Here is a 14,734-nt window from a genome sequence, read left to right as displayed (position 1 = left end):
GAGGAGGTTGCGGTGAAGATACTGCTGGTCTGCAATCCGGGTGGGCATTTTGCGACGATGCAGTCGTTGCGCAAGTTCTGGTCGGCCCACCAACGCGAGTGGGTCACCTACGAGCGCTTCGATACCCTGCAGTTGCAGGAAAAAGAACAGGTGCACTGGGTGATCAAGCAGGAGGCTCGCGAAGTCTGGCGGGCCTTCGCCAATTTTGGCAAGGCCCTGGCCATCCTGCGCCGGAGTCGGCCGGAGCTGATCGTCTCCACCGGTGCCGGTCTGGCGGTGCCCTTCGTGTTGGCGGGCAAGCTGCTTGGGATCAAGACCGTCTTTATCGAGAGCATCTCCCGCGCGGAGGATCTGAGCCTGAGCGGCAAACTCATCTACAACCTCGTCGATGAATTGTACGTGCAGTGGCCCGAGTGCACTGTGCGCTACCCGCGCGCCCGTTACATGGGAGTAGCAATATGATTCTGGTGACGCTGGGGACGCAGTTTTTTCCGTTCGATCGCTTGGTGCGCTGGATCGATGAACTGTTGGCGCAGGGGGTGATCGACGAACCGGTACTGCTGCAGCACGGAGAGACCACCCCCACTCGGCCCATGCATCCGCTGGTGACGGCGATCTATTCGCTCGAAATCGGCGAGATGCAGGAGGCGGTGCGCCGTTCTTCGCTGGTGGTCTCCCACGCCGGGCAAGGTTCCGCCCGCATGCTGGCCCGCCTCGGGGCGCGCTTTGTCCTGCTGCCGCGGCTGAAGCGCCACGGCGAGCACATCGACGATCACCAGTTGCTCTTTGCCCAGGCCGTCGCCCGCCTCGGTGTGCCCCACTGCACCAGCCGCACCGAACTGGCGCGCTATATCCTGCAGCCGCCCGCCCCCTTCGAAGGCGAATTGTTCAAAGCCCCTTCGCTGGCCGACCACCTGGTGCTGCGCTTCGGCTAGAGGGGCCTTCCCGGCAAGGTTGCCTGCTTATCCAGTCCCGATTACCGCCGTTCCACACTTTTTGAGCATTGCCCATGAACCCGCTCGCGCGCGTCCTGCCTTTTCTGCCGCCCGAATTTGCCGAAGCGATCCACTGGCTGGGCTGGGCTACCGATCATTTTTTCCCCCTCAAGATGGCGGCGCTGCTGGCCCTGCCGCTGGCGATCGCCAGCGCGATCCTGGTGCTGCAGGTGCACGTCGCCCGCACGCACAGCTGGCCAAAAATTTGGGCCGACCTGCGCCAGGCCCACCAACTGACGCCCTCGTTTCGGGTCGAATTGGGGCTGATGGCTCTGGGGATGGTGGGCATCGTGGGCTGGGCCACCGCCCTGGGCGATCAGGGCCGCCGGGTCACCCAGGGCGCGGTCGCCCAGTTTCTGCATCAGTTCTACCCGGAGCAGTGGACCCTGGCCGCTTTGGGTCACCGCTCCTTTGGGGGCACCTTGCTGGCGCTGGTGTTCTACATCGCGCTGTTCGATCTGATTTTGTATGCCTCCCACCGCATCAAGCACAGCCGGCTGCTCTGGGACCTCCACAAGATCCACCACTCGCCGACGTCGTTCAATCTGGTCTTTGCCGTCTACAACCGGGATCGATCGATTATCCCCACCTACGCGCTGCTCGATTGGATTCCTTTTGCTCTGCTGTTGCCTTTGGGCACGCCGGTGGGGGAGGCGACGATCTATTTCGCCATTTACAAAGTCCTCGACAAAGCGCGCAATATCTGGATCCACATGCCTTTTTACACCAGCTTCGGCTGGCTCGATTACCTGTTCGTCTCGCCCGCTGTGCACCAGTGCCACCACGGAGCCGACACGATTTACCACGGCAAGAATTTCGGCTCGCTGCTGTCGGTGTGGGACGTGCTCTTTGGCACCTACGCCAAACCGCCGGCCGAGCCCCCGGCCCTCGGTATCGGCGAGGACGGCGAGCGGTTGCACCGCAACCTGTTCGCCTTTTTGTGGCTGCCAATCCACGATCTGGGCCGCACCTGGATGCGCACGGCCGGATCGCTATTGCCCGCACGGCGTCCTCCGCCGAAAATGGCCGCCCCGGTGCTGCCTGTCCCCTCGAAGGAGCCTTCCCTCAAATGAACTTGCGCCAGAAAGCCGTCAAAGGTGTGGGTTGGTCTGCCATCCGCAACCTGGGCAGCCAGGGTATTTCGCTGGGTGTCTACTTTGTGCTGGCCCGCCTGCTGGGGCCGGAAGCCTTTGGCCTGGTCGCCCTTGCAGCCATCTTCGTCTCCTTTGTCCAGATTTTCCTGGAACAGGGTCTGCCCCAGGCGATCGTCCAGAGGTCGCAGCTCGAAAAAGCCCACCTGGATACGGCCTTCTGGGCCAACCTGGCGGTGGGGACACTGCTGACCGCGCTGTGCTTCGCCAGCAGCGGTCCGGTGGCGAACTTTTTCCACGAGCCGCGGGTGGGTCCGGTGGTCTGCTGGCTCTCGTTCAGCCTGTTCATCGGCTCGTTCAACGCTGTGCAGCAGGGCATTCTGACGCGCGAATTCGCCTTCAAGTCCCTGGCCATTCGCTCCTTGATCGCCACTGCCGTCGGCGGGATCGTCGGCATCGCCATGGCACTGAGCGGCTGCGGTGTCTGGAGCCTGGTGGGACAGCAACTGGTCAGCCAATTGATCGGGGTGGTGACCCTGTGGCAGGTGAGTTCGTGGCGGCCGGGTTTTGCCGTCTCGCTCAGGCACCTCGGCGAACTGCTCAGCTTTGGGGTCAACGTGACGGCGTTCAACTTGTCCAACTTCTTCAACCGGCGCGCCGACAGTTTTTTGATTGGCTACTTTCTCGGTCCGGTGGCCCTGGGCTACTACACCATTGCCTATAACATTCTGCTGGCGATGACCCAGCTTTTGACGGCGACCACCACCCAGGTGGCCCTACCGACGTTCTCACGGCTGCAGCACGCGCCGGAGCGACTCCTCTCGGCCTTTTACACCGTTACGCAGTTTACCAGTCTCATCTCCTTTCCGGCCTTTCTGGGGGTCGCCGTTCTCGCCCCCGAACTGGTCGCGGTCTTGTTCGGCGAGCAATGGACCGCCAGTGTGCCGGTGATGCAGGTGCTCTCGTTGGTCGGCATCCAGCAGTCGGTGTTCTTCTTCAACGGCACGGTGCTCATGGCGATGGGCAAGCCGTCCTGGCGGCTGTGGCTCAATGTGCTTAACTCCATCGTCGGAGTGGTCACTTTTGCCGTCGCCGTGCCCTGGGGGATCGTGGCGGTGGCCGCCGCCTACGTCGTCAGGGTCTACTTGCTCTCGCCGGTGGCCCTCTGGGCGGTCAACCGGTTGATGCCCATCGATCTGGGCAAGTACCTGCGCCAATTCGCCCCGGCCCTGGTCAGTTCGCTGGGCGTGGTCTGTACCGTCTGGGCCGTCCGGGTGTTGTTTGGGAGCGTGCTGCCGCCGCCGGCGCTGCTCACCCTGGCCAGTGTCGTCGGGGCGGCGGTCTACGCCCTCGCCCTGCGGCTGAGCGCGCCGGATCTGTTCGCGCGTGCCCTCGATTATGCGCGCCTGTTGGTGCCGCTCGGTGCGGGCAGCCGGGCGCCGTCTTAAGCGTCGTTATTTTGGAGTGCCTTGCATATGGTCGCCGTTACTGCCTTCGACACCAGCCAACTTTCGACGTTCCGAACCCACCACCACTTCGAGCGCTACGGTGAATTCAAAAGCGCCGAAGAATTCGCCGAGTACTGCCGGTGGGCGGACGGACACAGCGCCCGGGTTTATATTCTGGGCAACGGCTCCAATACCCTGTTTGCCCGCCCCTCGGTGCGCTCGCTGGTGCTCAAAAACAGCCTGCCCAGAACGATTCGATCGCTGGGCGACGGTCGGGTGGAAGTGTCCTCGACCGTGCAGATCAACGAAGTGCTGAACTATTGCTATCAGCACGCCCTCGATTCGTTTTACTACCTGGCCTCGGTGCCCGCTTCGATCGGTGGGGCGCTCGCGATGAACGCCGGCCGGGGCAAAACCCACCACTGCACGATCTACGATTTTGTCGAAAGCGTCACTTACGTTCACGAAGGTGCGGTGCAGACCCTCTCGAACGCTGAGATCCAACGGGGTTACCGCAGGACGATGTTCACCGGTATCCAGCGCAGCTTGATCCTCAGTGCGGTTCTGCGCTTCGACGCGGCGCACTTCGAGCACAATCCGCTCACCGAGAGGCGGCAGTGGGCCAAAGAACACCAGGATAATACCCTGCCCAACTGCGGCACGGTCTTCAAGTACGCGAGCTACCCGATCATGAACCGCCTGCGCGGTCTGCGCATTGGTGATGCTTACTTTTCTTCGAAGACGAGCAACTGGATATTGAACAAATCCAGCAGCAGCGCTCCGATTCTCACTTTGATCAAAGTTGCCAAAGTCCTGCATTATCTAAGTTTCAAAAAGATCGACCTCGAAGTGATTGAAGTCGATTAGCGGTTGTTTTGCATTCTTTTCGAGGGATCACACAGCATGAAAATCGGGATTGTCACGTTCCACCACACTACCAACTACGGCGCCACTCTGCAGACGTATGCGCTGTGGAAGAGCCTGAGCCGCCAGGGACACGCAGTCGAAATCATCGACTATCAACCGACCGCAGCGGTCAAGTACTACCTCAAAGAGTTTCTGCCCGGCCGGCCGGTGCTCAGCAACCTGCAAAAGGCCTGGAAGATGAGCGCCTTCTTGCGCTCGCAGATGCGTCTGGGTGCGAAGACCTGCTACACGCGCGAACAGCTGAAGCGCCGCCACGGGCAGTACGACGCGGTGATCTGCGGCAGCGATCAAATCTGGTGCATCGACGCCTTTCGTGGGTACGACCCGTCGTTCTTTCTCGACTTTGTCGATGGGCGCACGACACGCAAAATCAGCTACGCGGCGAGCGCCGGTTATACCCGGACGCTCGGGGAGCGCCAGGGGGCCATACGCGACCTGTTGGCAGACTTCTGGGCACTTTCGGTGCGCGACGCCAATACCGCCGGTCTTGTCGAGCGCGAATGCGGGTTCACCTCGACCCACGTGCTCGATCCGACTTTTCTGGTCGATTATGGCGAATTCCTCGCGCAGCCGACGGCGGGCAATTATCTGCTCATCTACAAGATGGGTCCGATGTCGCGGCCCGAGGAGCAATCGATCCTGGCCCTGGCAAAAGTGCGGGGATTGAAAATTGTCTCGGTGGGCTTCGAGCACCGCATCGCCGACCAGAACCTGATCGGCGCCGGCCCGGTAGAGTGGATCAATGGTTTTGCCGGTGCCCGGTTCGTCTTCACCGACACCTTCCACGGCACGATCTTCTCGATAATCTTCCGCAAACCTTTCTACACTTTTATTTCCAAGAACAAGGCGGCCAAGATCGGCGACTTGCTGCACAACCTCGGCCTCGCCGAGCGGATGATCGACGCCCAATCCGAACCGGTGGTCGATTTTGGAGATCTCGATTACACCGCCGTCAACCCGCGGCTTGAAGAGCGCATCGCCGGGTCAAAAGCTTTTTTGCGACAGGCTCTGACCAGCGCCAGACCGATTTTGCTCCCGCGCCCCCACCCGGCCGCAGTGCTCTACCGGCCGGCGCTGGGCTGAAGCGCCCAACCCCTCCACCGTGTCGATGCCGAGCGCGGCGACAGCCTGTCCGAGTTTTGCCCTGCACCCTTGACCCGCCCCGGTGTCGGCCGGGGGTCCCATTCATTTCGTTAGGAGAGTCGAGCCATGTTGAAACGATTGGGTTGCACCTTGCTGGTGCCGCTATTGGCCTGTCTGCAGGCGGTGCCCGGTTCTGCCGAGCCCCGGCCGGCGGCTGTCAGGGCCGCCGCCGGCGGCAAGATTCTGGTGGAGACGCTCGCCCCCGACGCGAATGTCGTCAAAGGGCGCCTCGTCTTCAGCACCGTCAACGAAGAGATTCGCCCGGCCAAAACCGTGCGGATCACCAATACCGGCACCGCCACGCTGCAGGTGAACAGCCTCAGCCTCGGGCAATCGCTGGATATGGTCAATGCCGTCGCGGGCCGCTCGAAGGACCACACACGGGAAGAGGATTTTATCCTGGTCGATCCGCCCGCCCTGCCCCTCGCGCTCGCTCCGGGGGCATCCTACGACCTCGCGGTGCAGTATGCCCCGCAGCGGACCGCCACCTTGCGCAGCTCCGGGCAGCCCACCCACACCGAAGATGGCGAGAGCTACGCCGCCCTCACGATCGCAAGCAGCGATCCGAAAGCCTCGGCAGTCGTCGTCGGCCTGGCCGGGATCAATGCCTACGACTTCGAAGGCAACAACGAAAACTCCCTAGCCGAGATTGCCCGGGCTTTCGGCTGGACCGTCGACATCGGTTCGGAAAAAGGCGACATCGGCGGGCAGAAAACCCTAATGGGCGATGAGGTCTACTCGCCCTACTGGCTGCGCGCCGACACCAACCGGCCGGTGTTGCTGTGGCCCCTGGCCCGTTACTCCGGCCGCAGCGACAGTGCCGGCGGTTCGCAGCGGTGGGAAGCGAAGGCGGGCAGCGGCGGCAACCTTTACCAGTTCGCTGGCCGGGAGCAAGACGACTCGCCGGAGGGCTGGGAGGTGCCGGGCAGCGACGATCTCAGCGGTGGCGAAAACCAGAAGGTGCTGCTGAAAATTCTGCCGTTCAACAGCGGCAGCTACAGCAAGACCAACACGGTCCCCAGCCAGGATGCCGTTGACTTCAAACCCTCGGCGGCCTTCTCGCTCAAGAACTCCGGCGGCGGATCTTCCACCGACGACAGTCTCAACGGCGCAGATCAACTGCACAACTGGCGGCTCTATCCCGTGCGCGACGGCAACGGCCAGTTGCTTGCCAACACCTGGCTGGCCGCGCAGGACAACGGCATCGACGGCGAGTTCACCAAAAATTTCGACTACAACGACGCCGTCTTTTTGTTGACCAATGCCAAACCTGAGCAAGCTGAACTCGATCCGGCCGTGCCGGCCGCCGCTCCGGGCGCCGCGGCCGTCAAACTCTACTTCAGCTCAACCTACGCAGGCACGCTCACCGACGACAACGGCGATACCCTCGGATTCACCGATGTTCAACTCAACGGACAGGACGGTTACACCCCCACCAATTCCTACCGCCCCGATCTGCTCGATCTGACCCGCGGTGATCCCGGCACCCTCAAGGTCACCTCGACCGAAGGGACCAACGAGGGAGATTCCAACTCGTTGGTCAATGGCCTACAACTCAAATTCGACGGGCGCAGCACCAAATTCAAGGTCTCCGCCCGCCTGCTGGGACCCTTGAGCCAGATCAACATTCCCAACCAGCGCGCCGGGATCATGCTTGGCCCTAACCAGGACAACTACCTCCGGCTGACCGCCTCGGCGCGCAGCAACGGCAGCCTGGTGCTGCAATTCGTCTTCGAGCACAAAGGCGATCCCGTCTATGTCGGGTCGAGCGTCTACATCCGCGATCCCGATAAACTCCAGTACCTGGAACTATTTTTGCTGGGCGATCCGAACGCCGCCCAGGTGCAGGCCGCCTACCGGGCGGTGTACACCACCGGCGAGGACAGCGGTCAGGTGGCTCTGGCCACGCCGGTCACCCTGGCGGGCGGTCAGGTCGGTCACTTCTTCGCCGCCCAAAGCAAAGCGGGAATTTTTGCCAGCAGCAAGGATGCCCCGGCCATCACCATCACCTACGACAACTTTGCGGTGAGTGCCAACTGAAGGGCGAACCCGGGCGGCTTCGCACGGGTTCAAAAACAAACCCGCCGCGCAAACACAGGCAACTGCATTTGCGCAAGAATGTACATTTCCCCTGTTTGGGGGGTATATAAGTTGGATGGAGCAAAGTAGCATCTCGGTGGACTTCGCCTTCCGGAAAGTATACGTCGCTCAGACGGCTCCAAAATGGACCCACTCGGGCAGTCATCTTTTCAGATTTAATCACAAATTCCACCGAGAACTATTATGCCGACATTTCAGCCGCGGGCCGGGCGTCTGGCCGCGGGCGGATTCATTGTACTTGTGTTGTCTTTTTTTCTGGTAAGCCCGGCTGCGGCCGCTCGCAACTGGTGGGTGTTTCTTTCACCCACCGAGGCCGAACTGCTCTACAAAGCGGCGAGTTTCAGCGCGATTAAAAGCGAAGTGGACAACGACTATCTCAACGGTCTGAGTGAACCTAAGACCTGCCTGGATACCCGTTCGCCGTGGGTGCAGCAGATGGCCGCCGCCCAGGAAATGCTCTCAGCCACCTACCTCGCCCTCAAATGGGGCAAATACGGCGGTGCCGACAACAGCGAACTGGACGCCTACCGCGAGCGGATCGCCGACAACTGGAAAGCCATCCTCGAAGCCGGACCGATCGACCTCTGGCAGGACAACTTCGACGGTGTCACGCGCCAGTTCGTCGCCGGCGGCTGCGATTATACCCAGTCCTACCAACCGGGCTGGTACGAGGGGGACATCGCCCTGCGCTTCTGGATATTTGGCGCTCTGCCTTCTTATGATGCGGTGCGCGACGAGCTGAGCACTTCCGAGCGCGAGGCGATCGACACATGGTTGCGGGGATTGGCGGACCAGCTGTGGTCGGGTCGCGATTTTGGTCGGGAGCACAACCGGGGGGCGAGTGCAGTGGCCCAGGCGCACGTGATTGCCCTGGTGCTGCAGGACCGTTCGCGCTTCGAGTCGTACTATTCGCATGCGAGTGGGGGGTTGAAAGATTATTACCGGCAGATGAACTACGCTCCGCTGGCCGGGTGCGACTTTCCCGAACGCCCGGGACTGACCTCTGAACTGGCAAGCCGCGACGGTATTCACGGTGTGCAAACGGTGATGCACAGCTTCGGCGCGCTCGCGGTGATCGCCCACGCGGGGCACATGGGGGGCAACGTCGACTGGAACATCTACAACACCACCCGGGATCCGAATCTGCTGGCCGGTGTCCTGGGTACCTGGTACGACATCGAAGAGGCCTTGCGCGATGAATTCAACTCCTATATCGTCTGTCTGGAAAATGAGACAGATGCTTCGGAAAGCTTCGAGGACACGAGCCTCGACGAGCGCGTCTGGGCGCCGCTGGCCTTTTTTCAGACCCGCTTTCAGAATGTCGATTCGTGGGGACTGGGCAACCTGCGCGCCTTGAGAAAGGAGCGCGCTTCGCTGCACGCCCAGAACCGGCTGGCCAACCAGAAGCCGACCGTCGAGCTGACCGCGCCCGCCTCCGGCGCAAAATTGACGGCACCGGCCACGGTCACCCTGAATGCTGAAGCCCGCGACAATAACGGTACTGTGAGCAAAGTCGAGTTTTTCCGCGACAGCACCAAAATTGGCGAGGACCTTGCCAGCCCCTACTCCGCCACCTGGAAGCTCGCAGAAGCTGGAACCTATGCGCTGAAGGCCAAAGTGACCGACAGCCAGGGTGTCACCGCCGATTCCACCTCCCGGACGATCACGGTCTCCCAGCCTTCGGGGTTGTCGGTGTACCTGGTACAACCCCTCGACGGGGCGTTCGTGGCCGGCGGTTCGGATGCGAAGCTGCAGGCGGTGGCCGCCCACAGTTCCGACAGCATCAGCAAGGTGGAATTTTATCAAGGTTCCACCAAACTCGGTTCCGACTCGGCAAGCCCCTACTTCTACACCTGGGTCAAGCCCCCGTCGGGCAGCTACTCGTTGACGGCAAAGGCGATCAGCAGCACTGGGGCCACAATCACCTCCAGTGCAATCGATCTGAGCGTCGGCTCACCCAACACTGCGCCGACGGCGAATATGGTCGATCCGGAGGACGGCGCCCAGCTAACGGCTCCCGCGACGGTCAGCCTCCACGCCGAAGCCGACGACAGCGACGGCACAATCAGCCAAGTCGAGTTTTTCAGCGGCGGCGTCAAACTCGGCCAGGACACCACATCGCCTTACTACTTCAGCTGGAAGGGCATGGCGGCGGGCAAGTATTCGATTGCGGCGGTGGCCACGGACAACCGGGGGGCCGTGTTTACCTCCGCCGCGGTGGGTGTCACCGTGTCGCTGCCGACTCCCTGGCAACTTAAAGACATCGGCAATGTCGGCCTGACCGGCAATGCGGCGTTCAACCCCGATAGCGACACCTTCACGATCAAAGCCGCCGGGGCGGACATCTGGGGCGATGCCGACGGCTTTATGTATGTCTACCAGCCCATCTCGGGCGATGGGCAATTGGTGGCGCGCGTTTCGAGCCTGGGCAACACCGACAGCTGGGCCAAAGCGGGGATCATGATCCGCGACGGCTTTACCTCCAGTGCCCGCAACGTGTTTGTCGGTCTCACCCCGAGCAAAGGCATCACCTTTCAGTACCGGACCAAGACCGGCGGAGACAGCGGCTCCAAGACCGTCGCCGGCTACAAAGCGCCCTACTGGCTCAAACTGGTGCGCACCGGCGACACGATCAAAGGCTACTACTCCAGCAACGGCGGCAGTTGGGTCTGGATCGGCACCCAGAGCATCCCGATGGCGACGGACCTGTTCATGGGTCTGGCCGTCACCAGCCACGACAGCGCCGAGTTGACGACGGCTGCTTTCACCGATGTGAGCGCCAGCAAGTAACCTCGCTCACACGAGAACCGAAAACGTTGAAGCGCCGTCTTGGCTACCGAGGCCGAGGCGGCACCATTTTTTGTCGCTACGTGGGCTATACCGATGCGCTTGTTCCTGGTGCTTCCGTTGCTTCTGTCATTGTGGGCCCTCCTGGTCTGCCCGGTTCAGTCGGCGTCCACCGCGGCCCGCCGCTGGTGGGCCTACTTGAGCCCGGCCGAAGCCCGGCAACTTTATACCTCTCCTGTCTTTGCCGCGATCAAATCCGAGGCCCAGAGCACCTATCTGGGAGGCTTGCGGACCCCCAGAACCTGCTTGCACACGCGTTCGCCGTGGGTGCAGCAGATGGCCGCCGCCCAGGAAATGCTCTCAGCCACCTACCTCGCCCTCAAATGGGGCAAATACGGCGGTGCCGACAACAGCGAACTGGACGCCTACCGCGAGCGGATCGCCGACAACTGGAAAGCCATCCTCGAAGCCGGACCGATCGACCTCTGGCAGGACAACTTCGACGGTGTCACGCGCCAGTTCGTCGCCGGCGGCTGCGATTATACCCAGTCCTACCAACCGGGCTGGTACGAGGGGGACATCGCCCTGCGCTTCTGGATATTTGGCGCTCTGCCTTCTTATGATGCGGTGCGCGACGAGCTGAGCACTTCCGAGCGCGAGGCGATCGACACATGGTTGCGGGGATTGGCGGACCAGCTGTGGTCGGGTCGCGATTTTGGTCGGGAGCACAACCGGGGGGCGAGTGCAGTGGCCCAGGCGCACGTGATTGCCCTGGTGCTGCAGGACCGTTCGCGCTTCGAGTCGTACTATTCGCATGCGAGTGGGGGGTTGAAAGATTATTACCGGCAGATGAACTACGCTCCGCTGGCCGGGTGCGACTTTCCCGAACGCCCGGGACTGACGCGCGAACTGAGCTACCGCGACGGAGCCCATGGCATCCATCCGGTGATCCACGGTTTTGGGGCGCTCGCGGTGGCCGCCCATGCCGCCCGCACCGGCGGGAGCGCCGATTGGAACGTCGCGCGCACCGGCGATCCTGCCGGGTTGCGGGCTGTGCTCGACACCTGGTATGCCATCTCAGGCCCGCTGCGCCGCCGCTTCACCGCCTATGCCCATTGTCTGGAGCGCCGCTCCGGAGCCACCACCACATTCAAAGAAGCGGCCCTCGACGGGCGCTTGTGGAGCCCGCTCGCCTTTATCGAGCCGCGCTTTGCGCAAGTGGCCAATCAAGGCCGCGGCAGCAGACGCCTGCTCTGGCAGGCGCGCTCGCGGTTGTTTGCCCGTGACACCCGATAGCCACAGCATTTCTGTTCTGTTTCCCACTGTCCTGCGAGATTGGCATCGTTTTTGCTTTGTCTACCCGTCAAACATCCTGGAGGAAACCGATGAAAGCATTCGTGCTCGCCGCCGGCAAGGGTACGCGCCTGCGCCCCTTCACCGACGCCCTGCCCAAGCCGCTGATGCCCGTGATGAACAAGCCCGTCATGGCCCACATCCTGGGACTGTGCCGCAAGCACGGCCTCGACCAGGTCGTTGCGAACCTGCACTACAAAGGCGAAAAGATCAGCGAGTATTTCGGCAACGGCTCCCAATACCAGGTGTCGCTGGGCTACTCCCGCGAGGAGCAACTGTTGGGCACCGCGGGCGGTGTGCGCCGCCAGGCGGACTTTTTGGCCGGCGGCCCCTTTCTGGTCATCTCCGGCGACGTGATGACCGATTTGGATCTGACCGCCCTGCTGCAGTTCCACAAACAATCCGGCGCCGTGGCCACCATGGCCGTCAAAGAAGTCGGAGACCCGAGCCGCTTCGGGGTTGTGGTGAGCGACAGTCACGGCAAAGTCGAAAGTTTCCAAGAAAAACCCATCCGGGGCACCGAGCGCTCGCGGTGGGCCAACACCGGCATCTATGTGCTGGAGCCGGAGGTGTTCAATTACATCCCCGAGGCGACCTTCTTCGACTTCGGCAACGACCTGTTTCCGATGCTGGTGGCCGAGGGAGCACCGGTCTTTGCGATGCGCACAGGAGCCTACTGGTCGGATGTCGGTACCCTGGCGCAGTATCTGTACACGCACTGGGAATTGTTGACCCATCCCGAGATTGTCCAGCGCATCGGCGAAGGGACGGTCGTCGAACCGGGGGCGGTGATCTCCGACCAGGCGCTCATCGGCCGCCACTGCACCATCGAAAAAGGGGCGCGGGTGCTGGGCTACAGCTGCGTGAGCGACGGGTGCGTGATTCGTGCCGGCTCGGTCGTGGTCGACAGTGTGATGTGGACGAGTGAGCAGCTGGGCGAGCGGCTCAGCGGCGACCTGGTGCGCTCGATCTGGGGCGACGGCAAGCACGTCTGCCTCGGCATCCCCAACCTCTAGTCGCTGCGAAGTGGGCGCTGCGCCCGACCCCGATCCTCCCTTGCCGCCAAATTACGGTATATCTGGTAAGGCTCCAGCTGTAAATGCACACAGGGGAAAGTCGGGTGCAACGCATCGAAACCGCGCTTCCGGGCGTCTATGTGATCGAACCGAAGGTCTTCGGCGACGCCCGCGGCTATTTTTATGAGTCCTACCACCGGGCCAAATTCGCCGAATTGGGAATCCCGGATGAGTTCGTGCAGGACAATTGCTCGCGTTCGGCGCGGGGCGTCCTGCGCGGTCTCCACTACCAGTTGCGTTTCCCCCAGGCCAAACTCTGCCGGGTCGTGGAGGGCGAAGTCTTCGATGTGGCCGTTGACATTCGCAAAGGCTCTCCAACCTTCGGCCAGTGGGCGGGCGTGGTCCTCTCCGCCGAAAATAGGCACCAGATCTACGTTCCGGCCGGTTTTGCCCACGGCTTCGCGGTGCTCTCGGAATCGGCGGAATTTCTTTACAAATGCAGCGATTTCTATCATCCCGAGGATGAGCAGGGAGTGCTCTGGAACGATCCGGACATCGGCATTCCCTGGCCGGTGGAGGCCCCTGTTCTCTCGGGTAAGGACCAGAAATACTTGCCGCTCAACCAGACGGACCCGGAGCGGCTGCCGGTGTATCACCAGAAATAATGGGCACGGGGGCACACCGAAGGGTGCCCCCCGCTTTTACACGTCGAAGGTTTCTTTGCCGGTGAACTTGACATCGACCGGGTTAGGATTGTCGCCAATTTTGCGCGGCACGTAACCGACCACCTCGCGACCGGGATTGGACTTCTCCGAGGGGACGCCGTCCATCGGGAAAATCAGCACCTGTTCGCCGTTGGGATAGACCCGGTAAATCTTCGAATCGCGAATTTTGAAAGTGGAGACCAGCTGCCGGTGCAGGGCGTGGCACTGCTCCTTGCGCGCCAGGTACAGGACGTTGGTGCCGGCGACCATCGTCGCCGCCCCGCCGGTCGGCATCTCGAAGACCTGCTCCTCTTTGCTGTTCCAAACGATCAGATATTTTTCTTCGATCTGGGCTTTGCGGAGCAATCCCCCGGTGCTGCCACCGAACAAAGGCGTGCTGCCGCCGAAAGGCAATTCCTTGACGTCCGCCATAGCGTGGTTTCTCCTCGGGATATTGCGTCATGATAGGTCGCCCCAGATCGCGCTGGCAAGGGCGCGACAGGCGCTCGAACCACCGGCGGCGTAAAGAAATATGTCGATGGATCGGCCGTGTGTTGCCCGGTTTGCAACTGTGGCATGATGAGTCTGTAACGTTCTGTATTGCTTGATGGACCCCACCGTTGGCTGGATTGCTCTGTTGGCGTTTTTCGTCGTCTCCATCGCGCTGGTGGTGTGGGGACGCAACGGTTTTTAGACAAGCATGCTCGAACAGATTCTGGTGGTGTTGCTGTTTGTGATGCTGGCGGCGATCACCGGCGGTGTCGCCTACATCACCTGGGTTGATTTTCGCGACAGGCGTCGGCGAGCCGCTCCCAAAGCGCCCCAGGCGTCTCCCCCGGCCCGCAGGCGCAAGGCCAAACGCTGAAAATGCCATTTAAAACAACAAGGGGCAGGATCACTCCTGCCTCTTGTTGTTGAGATAGTGCAAAATTTAGTCTTCGTAGATGCGGCACTCGGCGGCGTCGGGATTGTCGGCACAGTAGCTCTGCAAAGAATTCATCTTTTTGTCTTTGTCGCCCGCGTGGGAGGCGGCTGCCTGCACTTCTTCGACAGCGTCCCAGGCGGCTGCGCACTGGGCGGACCCGTCGCCGTTGATCGAGCAAATTTCCTTGGCTTCGGCCTTTTCCTGTTGAATCAGTTTGTCGTAGTTGGTCGTCATGGTTTCGCCTT

15 protein-coding genes are annotated in these 14,734 nt (G+C 61.7%); 13 read left to right on the top strand and 2 right to left on the bottom strand.

All coding sequences use genetic code 11. The features are described from left to right. Positions 1 to 12: 12 nt before the first annotated feature. From pssD to rfbC, 11 genes are all read left to right on the top strand, one after another. A complete protein-coding gene (gene pssD / locus GLL_RS19135; RefSeq protein WP_011143701.1) occupies positions 13 to 462 on the top strand; it encodes a PssD/Cps14F family polysaccharide biosynthesis glycosyltransferase in 450 nt (149 codons plus the stop codon). Further along, a complete protein-coding gene (locus GLL_RS19130; protein ID WP_011143700.1) occupies positions 459 to 935 on the top strand; it encodes a glycosyltransferase in 477 nt (158 codons plus the stop codon). Before pssD ends, GLL_RS19130 begins: the two co-directional genes overlap by 4 nt. Before the next feature lie 74 nt (positions 936 to 1,009). Beyond that, complete coding sequence (locus tag GLL_RS19125; RefSeq protein WP_011143699.1) at positions 1,010 to 2,068, top strand: sterol desaturase family protein; 1,059 nt, start codon at positions 1,010 to 1,012, stop codon at positions 2,066 to 2,068. After that, positions 2,065 to 3,534: a lipopolysaccharide biosynthesis protein gene (locus GLL_RS19120; RefSeq protein WP_011143698.1), complete on the top strand. Its 1,470-nt coding sequence runs from the start codon at positions 2,065 to 2,067 to the stop codon at positions 3,532 to 3,534. The genes GLL_RS19125 and GLL_RS19120 overlap by 4 nt, the downstream gene beginning before the upstream one ends. Before the next feature lie 27 nt (positions 3,535 to 3,561). Beyond that, positions 3,562 to 4,401, top strand: coding sequence for an FAD-binding protein (locus tag GLL_RS19115; protein WP_011143697.1), 840 nt, complete (start codon positions 3,562 to 3,564; stop codon positions 4,399 to 4,401). A 36-nt stretch (positions 4,402 to 4,437) separates the two neighbouring features. Beyond that, the gene (locus tag GLL_RS19110) at positions 4,438 to 5,544 is read left to right on the top strand and encodes a polysaccharide pyruvyl transferase family protein (protein ID WP_011143696.1); all 1,107 of its coding nucleotides are present in this window, start codon (positions 4,438 to 4,440) and stop codon (positions 5,542 to 5,544) included. A gap of 126 nt (positions 5,545 to 5,670) precedes the next feature. Beyond that, positions 5,671 to 7,644: a hypothetical protein gene (locus tag GLL_RS19105; RefSeq protein WP_011143695.1), complete on the top strand. Its 1,974-nt coding sequence runs from the start codon at positions 5,671 to 5,673 to the stop codon at positions 7,642 to 7,644. A 243-nt stretch (positions 7,645 to 7,887) separates the two neighbouring features. Continuing rightward, positions 7,888 to 10,494 (top strand): Ig-like domain-containing protein, encoded by a 2,607-nt coding sequence (locus GLL_RS19100; protein ID WP_011143694.1) that lies wholly within the window; start codon positions 7,888 to 7,890, stop codon positions 10,492 to 10,494. A gap of 93 nt (positions 10,495 to 10,587) precedes the next feature. Further along, positions 10,588 to 11,787: a hypothetical protein gene (locus GLL_RS19095; RefSeq protein ID WP_011143693.1), complete on the top strand. Its 1,200-nt coding sequence runs from the start codon at positions 10,588 to 10,590 to the stop codon at positions 11,785 to 11,787. Between the two features lie 89 nt (positions 11,788 to 11,876). Beyond that, a complete protein-coding gene (locus GLL_RS19090; RefSeq protein WP_011143692.1) occupies positions 11,877 to 12,860 on the top strand; it encodes a sugar phosphate nucleotidyltransferase in 984 nt (327 codons plus the stop codon). Positions 12,861 to 12,964: 104 nt separating this feature from the next. Beyond that, the gene (gene rfbC / locus GLL_RS19085; RefSeq protein ID WP_011143691.1) at positions 12,965 to 13,525 is read left to right on the top strand and encodes a dTDP-4-dehydrorhamnose 3,5-epimerase; all 561 of its coding nucleotides are present in this window, start codon (positions 12,965 to 12,967) and stop codon (positions 13,523 to 13,525) included. Between the two features lie 36 nt (positions 13,526 to 13,561). On the opposite strand, the gene GLL_RS19080 is transcribed toward rfbC, so the two are convergent. Continuing rightward, a complete protein-coding gene (locus tag GLL_RS19080) occupies positions 13,562 to 13,996 on the bottom strand; it encodes a photosystem I reaction center subunit II PsaD (RefSeq protein ID WP_011143690.1) in 435 nt (144 codons plus the stop codon). A gap of 175 nt (positions 13,997 to 14,171) precedes the next feature. Here GLL_RS19080 and GLL_RS23565 point away from each other — a divergent pair, with 175 nt between their 5' ends. Continuing rightward, positions 14,172 to 14,258, top strand: a complete 87-nt coding sequence (locus GLL_RS23565; protein WP_011143689.1) for a cytochrome b6-f complex subunit PetN — start codon at positions 14,172 to 14,174, stop codon at positions 14,256 to 14,258. A 6-nt stretch (positions 14,259 to 14,264) separates the two neighbouring features. Then, on the top strand, positions 14,265 to 14,429 hold the full coding sequence (locus GLL_RS22875) for a hypothetical protein (protein WP_011143688.1): 165 nt from the start codon (positions 14,265 to 14,267) through the stop codon (positions 14,427 to 14,429). 66 nt (positions 14,430 to 14,495) lie between these two features. On the opposite strand, the gene GLL_RS19070 is transcribed toward GLL_RS22875, so the two are convergent. Further along, complete coding sequence (locus GLL_RS19070) at positions 14,496 to 14,723, bottom strand: Calvin cycle protein CP12 (RefSeq protein ID WP_011143687.1); 228 nt, start codon at positions 14,721 to 14,723, stop codon at positions 14,496 to 14,498. Positions 14,724 to 14,734 lie beyond the last annotated feature (11 nt).

It is taken from the genome of Gloeobacter violaceus PCC 7421 (assembly GCF_000011385.1).
Classification (GTDB): domain Bacteria; phylum Cyanobacteriota; class Cyanobacteriia; order Gloeobacterales; family Gloeobacteraceae; genus Gloeobacter; species Gloeobacter violaceus.
This window is presented reverse-complemented; position numbering and strand designations above follow the sequence as displayed.